General features: G+C 64.7%; 8 protein-coding genes. 5 read left to right on the top strand and 3 right to left on the bottom strand.

Features of this window, described 5'->3' with window-relative positions; all coding sequences use genetic code 11:
* Nucleotides 1-459 precede the first annotated feature (459 nt).
* The gene (locus tag CH291_RS16870) at nucleotides 460-1,515 is read right to left on the bottom strand and encodes an iron-siderophore ABC transporter substrate-binding protein (protein ID WP_094669572.1); all 1,056 of its coding nucleotides are present in this window, start codon (nucleotides 1,513-1,515) and stop codon (nucleotides 460-462) included.
* Nucleotides 1,516-1,617: 102 nt separating this feature from the next.
* Between CH291_RS16870 and CH291_RS16865 the strand changes: the two genes are divergently transcribed.
* Both CH291_RS16865 and CH291_RS16860 read left to right on the top strand, forming a co-directional pair.
* Nucleotides 1,618-2,454, top strand: a complete 837-nt coding sequence (locus CH291_RS16865) for an SDR family NAD(P)-dependent oxidoreductase (RefSeq protein ID WP_094688057.1) — start codon at nucleotides 1,618-1,620, stop codon at nucleotides 2,452-2,454.
* The gene (locus CH291_RS16860; protein WP_068053298.1) at nucleotides 2,451-2,945 is read left to right on the top strand and encodes an SRPBCC family protein; all 495 of its coding nucleotides are present in this window, start codon (nucleotides 2,451-2,453) and stop codon (nucleotides 2,943-2,945) included. The genes CH291_RS16865 and CH291_RS16860 overlap by 4 nt, the downstream gene beginning before the upstream one ends.
* A 3-nt stretch (nucleotides 2,946-2,948) precedes the next feature.
* Here CH291_RS16860 and CH291_RS16855 read toward each other — a convergent pair whose 3' ends face one another.
* The gene (locus CH291_RS16855) at nucleotides 2,949-3,458 is read right to left on the bottom strand and encodes a mycothiol transferase (protein ID WP_068053323.1); all 510 of its coding nucleotides are present in this window, start codon (nucleotides 3,456-3,458) and stop codon (nucleotides 2,949-2,951) included.
* Nucleotides 3,459-3,557: 99 nt separating this feature from the next.
* On the opposite strand from CH291_RS16855, the gene CH291_RS16850 reads away from it, so the two are divergent.
* Nucleotides 3,558-4,592: an NADPH:quinone reductase gene (locus tag CH291_RS16850; protein WP_094688056.1), complete on the top strand. Its 1,035-nt coding sequence runs from the start codon at nucleotides 3,558-3,560 to the stop codon at nucleotides 4,590-4,592.
* A gap of 1 nt (nucleotide 4,593) precedes the next feature.
* Here the strand turns inward: CH291_RS16850 and CH291_RS16845 are convergent, their stop codons facing one another.
* Nucleotides 4,594-5,067: a phosphoribosyltransferase gene (locus tag CH291_RS16845; protein ID WP_068053292.1), complete on the bottom strand. Its 474-nt coding sequence runs from the start codon at nucleotides 5,065-5,067 to the stop codon at nucleotides 4,594-4,596.
* A gap of 84 nt (nucleotides 5,068-5,151) precedes the next feature.
* Between CH291_RS16845 and CH291_RS16840 the strand changes: the two genes are divergently transcribed.
* Together CH291_RS16840 and CH291_RS16835 are read left to right on the top strand one after the other, a co-directional pair.
* Nucleotides 5,152-5,820: a class I SAM-dependent methyltransferase gene (locus tag CH291_RS16840; RefSeq protein ID WP_094688055.1), complete on the top strand. Its 669-nt coding sequence runs from the start codon at nucleotides 5,152-5,154 to the stop codon at nucleotides 5,818-5,820.
* Between the two features lie 9 nt (nucleotides 5,821-5,829).
* Complete coding sequence (locus CH291_RS16835; protein ID WP_094688054.1) at nucleotides 5,830-6,192, top strand: VanZ family protein; 363 nt, start codon at nucleotides 5,830-5,832, stop codon at nucleotides 6,190-6,192.
* The last annotated feature ends 107 nt before the right edge of the window (nucleotides 6,193-6,299 follow it).

Raw genomic sequence — 6,299 nt, 5'->3', positions numbered from 1 at the left:
CAATCTGGTTCTGTTGTGCGGGTTCCACCACCGCCTCATGCACCACTCCGATTGGGAAGTGTTCATCGGCACCGACAACCACCCGTGGTTCGTACCGCCAGCAACCGTCGACCCCTACCGGCAACCCAGACCATCACACGCCCGCGCAGGCCCCCACATCGCGTGAGCCCCAAGAAAGACACCAGCCCCGCACCGAGAACACGGTGCGGGGCTGGAAGAGATTGTTCGACAGACTCATTCGGGTGAAGCAAGGATCGGTCACCGCAGTGATGCGACATCATCTCGAGCACGGCCCGAGTCTCCAACGAGGGCGAGAGTGAAGGGAGAGCGATTGCGAGCGGCCAGCGGACGCTATGTTCCGGCTATGGCCGCCACTCTCTCGAACACGGGCTGCCAGATCGACCGTGGACTTCGGTGGCGTGCACGAGTCGCGTGGTTTCTCCGCTCCGCTCGATCACGCTATGACGTGCGGGCGTCGAGTTTCGCGACAGCCTCGTCGATCATCGGCACATATCGCTCGAGTGCCCACGGCACCGTCAGCGGATTGATGATGGACGATCCGGTGACGAACGACTGATCCGTCGGCGCAACGACCGAACCGCGGGACACAGCCGGAATCTGCTTGTATGCAGGCTGATTCTCGGTGTCGGTGCGGTTCTGCGGGTCCGAGTAGAAGGTGAAGATCAGGTCCGAGTCGTTCAACAGATTCGCGTTCTCCAACCCGATGACCGCCGAGTCGGTGCCCTCGGTCTCGTCGAGCGTGTTCACCACCGGATCGACCTGCAACCCGAGGGCTCGCACCATGGCGACGCGTTGTTCGTCGGCAAGAAACACTCCGAGGGTCCCCGGCCCGGTGTTGTAGATGTACGAGAAACTCACCCCGGCGTATTCGGGGTGCTCGCTGGTGGCGTCGGCGAAGCGGCCCTTGATCTTCTCGATCTCGTCCGCCGCCTTCTGCTCCTCCCCCATGGCCTTGCCGATGACGGTGATCTGGTCTTCCCAGGTGATCGTCCACGGCTGTTCCTCGTACGCGACCACCGGTGCGAATGCGCTCAGCTTGTCGAACTGATCCTGTGTGACGCCGGACCACGGGGCCAGAATCAGATCGGGTTCGAGGGCAGCAACGGCTTCGATGTTCAATTCGGTTCCACCGGTGAACTGTTGGGGAAGTTCGGCACCCAGCTCGGTCACCGCGTCGTGAACCCACGGCAGATACCCGGTGTCGTCGGCGCCCCACGAGTACTCCTCGACGCCGACGGGCACGGTGCCCAGCGCGATCGCCGTCTCGGCCGAGCCCTGCCCCAGAGTCACGATGCGCTCGGGCTTCTCGGTGATGACGGCCTGACCCAGAGCCGAATCGATGGTGACAGTGGCAAAGTCACCGCCGCCGTCCTGTTCGGGCTCGGCAGTATCGGCAGAGGAGCACGCCCCCACCACCAGGGTTGCCACGGCAAGCGTGGACAGCAGGGTTGCACGGCCGGCAGTGCGTCGACCGGCCGGTGACACTGAGAACATGGTTACCTCTCGACGAACCAGCGGGAATCAAAGTAAGACTAGGCTAACCTACAAGAGGCGTTCAAATGCGCTGCCCGGCGGCCATTCGCTACGGTGGGTCGCATGAGCCTTCCTCGTCCAGCACCCGACCGGACCGCCGTCGTGACCGGAGCGTCCTCGGGCATCGGGGCATCCATCGCCCGCGAACTCGCCTCTCGGGGCTACGGCGTCACCCTCGTCGCTCGGCGAGCCGACAAGCTCGAAGACTTGGCACAGGAGATCCGAGCACGGGGAGTCCGAGCCGAGGTGCTCGCAGCAGACCTCTCCGACCGCAGCGCTCGCGCCGAACTGCTCGGCCGCATCACCGAACTCGGTCTCATCCCGGACATCCTGATCAACAACGCCGGACTGTCCACCCTCGGACCGGTCGCAGAATCGGACCCGGCTGCGGAAATGAACATGATCGAGGTCGACGTGGTCGCCGTTGCGGACCTGTGCACCCGATTCCTCCCCGGCATGGTCGAGCGCCGACGCGGCGCACTGCTCAACGTTGCCTCGACTGCCGCGTTCCAACCTCTGCCCGGACAGGCCGGCTACGGCGCGTGCAAGGCGTTCGTGCTCTCGTACACACAGTCGCTGACCGGTGAACTGCGTGGAACCGGCGTCACGGCCACTGCGCTGTGCCCCGGACCGGTACACACGGGATTCGGCGAGGCCGCAGGGTTCGCGAAAGACGATGCCGAGAAGGCACTTCCGCCGATCATGTGGGTCGAGGCGGACACAGTCGCCAAGACTGCCGTCGACGACATGACCAAGGGGCGCATGGTGTCGATTCCGGGAGCGGCCAACCGCGTCGGGTCCATCTTCGCGCAGATCACCCCGCGAACGGTGTTGGTGCCCATGCTCACTCGCATTCACCCCGGCCTGGGCAAGAACGCCCGCAAGGGAGCCTCGTCATGAGCCGCGAACTCACCGTCTCGGACAGCATCGTCGTCGCTGCCGATCCGAACACTGTGTACGCCGCGATCAGCGACCCCACGCGCATGGGTGAGTGGAGCCCGGAGAACAGAGGTGCCACCGTCCACGAACCCCGCGAGAGTGCCTACGTGGGAATGGTATTCGACGGAACCAACAAGCGCGGCCGAGCGAAGTGGGTCACTCGCTGCACCGTCACCGCGGCCGAGCCTGGCAAGACCTTCGAGTTCCGCGTCCACGCCATCGGCAAGAGCGCTCCGAAGATCAAGGGCGCGAACGCAACCTGGCGATACGACTTCGAACCGGTCGCAGGGGGCACGAAAGTGACCGAGACCTGGACCGACGACCGGACGAAGTGGCCCGACGCGCTGGCGCTCGTGTTCGACAAGATCGTCACCAGCGGTAAGACGTTCCCGCAGTTCCAGCGTCGCAACATTCGCAAGACGCTGGAGAATCTGCAGAAGGTCTACGCCTGATTCTCAGGCCTGCCGGGTGTACAGGCCGAGAACGTACGAGGCCTGCCCGGCATGTTGAAGGTCGTCGGACACCACGGACACCAGCCGTGCACCCAGCGTGACCGGCGGGTCCCAGTTCTCGTCGACGATCCTGTCCAGATCGTCGGTCGAGATACTGCTCAGGTAGGCAACGGTTTTCGAGTGCACGGCGTCGTGGTACTCACGCAGCAAGTCGGCGCTCGAGGTGACATGAGCGACGTCGGAGGACGATTGGCCGTACCCGATATCGGACCGGTCGAACGGGAGACCGAAGCGCTCGAACCACGAGTCGGAGTTCCACAACTGCTCGCTGCCTGCCACTCCGGCGATGTGGTCGTCCTGCACCCGCGTCAGGTGCCACAGCAGCCACGCGATGCTGTTTGCCTCGGAGTCGGGCCGGTAGGTCAACGCTGCGGCGGGGATGTCGTCCAATACCGAGTGGACGAGTTCCTTGATTCGGCCGAACGCGTCGGTGAGCAGTTCGTTGTGATTCATGCGATCCGTTTCTCCTGTGACAGCACTGATGACCACCCATGCATACCCCCGATGCGCCCGCAGGGAACATCGGAGCGGTCCGAGCGCGTTGGACCGGATATGACTGCTCCAGCGATTGTGTACACCCGCACCGGCGATTCGTCCGTCCTCGAACTGAAGGATCGCGAGGTGACCGAGCCGGCCGCAGGCGAAGTTCGGGTCCGCATCGTGGTCTCGGGCGTCAATCCGACGGACTGGAAGAACAGGACCGGCGCCGGGCCGGGTGAGAACTTGGCGTTCGACGAGGTGGTACCGAACCAGGACGGTGCCGGAGTGATCGACGCTGTCGGCCCCGATGTCGAGGGGCTTGCCGTCGGAGATCGCGTCTGGGTCTACCTGGCCCAACATCAGCGCCCGACCGGTACCGCCCAGTCTTTCTCGATCCTGCCTGCGTTCCGAGTGGTTCGGCTGCCTGATGGCGTCGGATTCGACGTGGGCGCAAGCCTCGGAGTGCCCGCGATGACGGCGCACCGCGCACTGACCGTCTCCGAGGACGGACCCACGCGGCTACATCCGGGTGCGCTGGACGGCAAGTCGGTTCTGGTTGCCGGTGGTGCCGGTGCCGTCGGCCATGCCGCGATCCAGTTGGCCCGCTGGGCGGGCGCGACCGTGGTGACGACGGTCAGCGGACCGGAGAAGGGCGCACTGGCGACCGCGGCGGGCGCGCACCACGTGGTGAACTACAAGACCGACGACGCCGCCGCCGAAATTCGTGAACTGGTTCCTGCCGGAATCGATCTCATCGTCGAGGTCGCTCCCGCACAGAACGCCGCACTCAACGCTGCCGTAGGCGCGAACCGCGCCTCCATCGCGGTGTACGCCAACAATGGCGGCGACACCGTGACCCTCGACGTTCGGCCGAACATGGTGCTCAACACGCGCTACCAGTTCGTCCTCCTCTACACCGTGGGCGACGAAGCTCTTCGCAACGCCGAGGCGGACGTCAGCGCGGCGGCAGCAGCGGGCGTGCTCGAGGTGGGCGAGGCCACCGGCCTACCGCTGCATCGGTTCTCGCTGAGCGAGACCGCAGCGGCACACGACGCCGTCGAGAACGGAACCGTCGGCAAGGTGCTGATCGACGTCTCCAGCGAATAACTCAGGTGATGACCGGCAACGTGGACCATGGGAAATTGATCCACTTGTCGGTCTCACGCCATGAATAATCCGGCTGCACAATGGTTCTCGGCTTGGTGTAGATCACGGCCGATCGCACGTCGGCGGTATGCACCTTCAGTAGGTCGATGACCAGAGCCAGTGTGCGGCCGGAATCGGCGACGTCGTCGACGACGAGCAACTTCTTTCCGACGATTGCGTCGGTGTCCAGAAGTGGTTCGAGGACAACAGGATCGGGCAGGGTCTCCTCGATGTCGGAGTAGAACTCGACATTCAGGGTGCCCGCCGCCTTGACACCCATCGCGTAGGAAATCGCACCCGCGGGAATGAGTCCGCCGCGAGCGATCGCGATGACGATGTCCGGGACGAACCCGTCGTCGACGATCTTCTCGGTCAGGTCACGCGAGGCGTCCCCGAACGTCGCCCATGTCAGTACTTCACGTTCCTGTTCGGTCATGACGCACCACTCTACCCAGAATCCACGTTTGCTGATCGAGCAAATTTGTTTGCGTCAAAGCCTGGCAGCGGGCAGTCTCGAACCATGGTCGACCACACACATACTCACACTCATGCCGCCGACGGGGCCCACGTGGAACCGGATTTCGAGAACGGCGCCTTCGACGAGGCATTCTGGGACGACCTCTACAACCAGCGCACCACCATCTGGAGCGGCAATCCCAATGCCGTGTTGGTACAGGAAGCGTCCGAGCTGACTCCGGGTCGCGCACTGGACATCGGCTGCGGTGAAGGTGCGGACTCCCTGTGGCTGGCCGGTGAAGGTTGGAACGTGACCGGCGTCGACATCTCCGATGTCGCCCTCGGCCGGGCTCGCGCGGCGCAGCAGGCTCTGGAGCCGCAGACACTCGCGGTGGAATGGCGTCAGGAAGACGTTCTGGACTGGACTCCCCCGGCCGCGGCATTCGATCTGGTGTCGGTGCACTTCCTGCAGGTGCCGCCGGACGAACTCGAACTGACCACCCGGAGGTTCGCCGCTGCTGTCGCACCGAAGGGACGTCTTCTGATCGTCGGGCACAGTCCGAGCGACAGCCACGCCTCGCAGCACCCGGCCAAGAACCGGCTGTTCGCTCCGGAACCGGTGGTCGCCGCGGCGGGCGACGGGTTCGAGCAGATCCATGCCGAACACCGCACCCGTACGACGCCCGACGGCGACGAGCGAATCGACACGGTGGTGGTACTGCAGCGCCGGTAAACTCTGGCGGTGTTCTCGCAGTCGACGTATCGAATTCCCCTGGCCGTCACCTTCGTGGTGGCGCTGATCGTGCTGTTCACCCCTGCGTCCGGGGTGCCGTCGGGATTTCAGCACAGCGACAAGATCATTCACTTCCTGTTGTTCGCGGTCCTCGCGTATACCTCCCGCCTGGCCGGAATCGGCTGGGCCGGCACCGCGCTGTGGGTACTGGCATTCGCGGCGATCTCGGAGGTCCTGCAAGCGATTCTGCCGCTGGGACGCTCCGGATCGGTCGCCGACGCTCTCGCCGATGCCGCCGGAGTTGCTGTGGGCCTGGTCGCGGCGAGCCGGGTACTACCGCGGCCCGTCGGAAATGCCGCGGACCTGCACTAGACTGTGCCTGCACCGGGTTTCCCCGGCCTGCGCGCACACTCCGGAAGGAACGCCATCACCTCGTCCTCTGCCCCGCACGATATCTACCTCGTTCCACCGGAGCACGA

Source organism: Rhodococcus sp. 14-1411-2a, from assembly GCF_002259485.1.
Lineage (GTDB): Bacteria > Actinomycetota > Actinomycetes > Mycobacteriales > Mycobacteriaceae > Rhodococcoides.
Note: the sequence above shows the minus strand (reverse complement) of the source record. Positions and strands in the feature narration are given on the sequence as shown.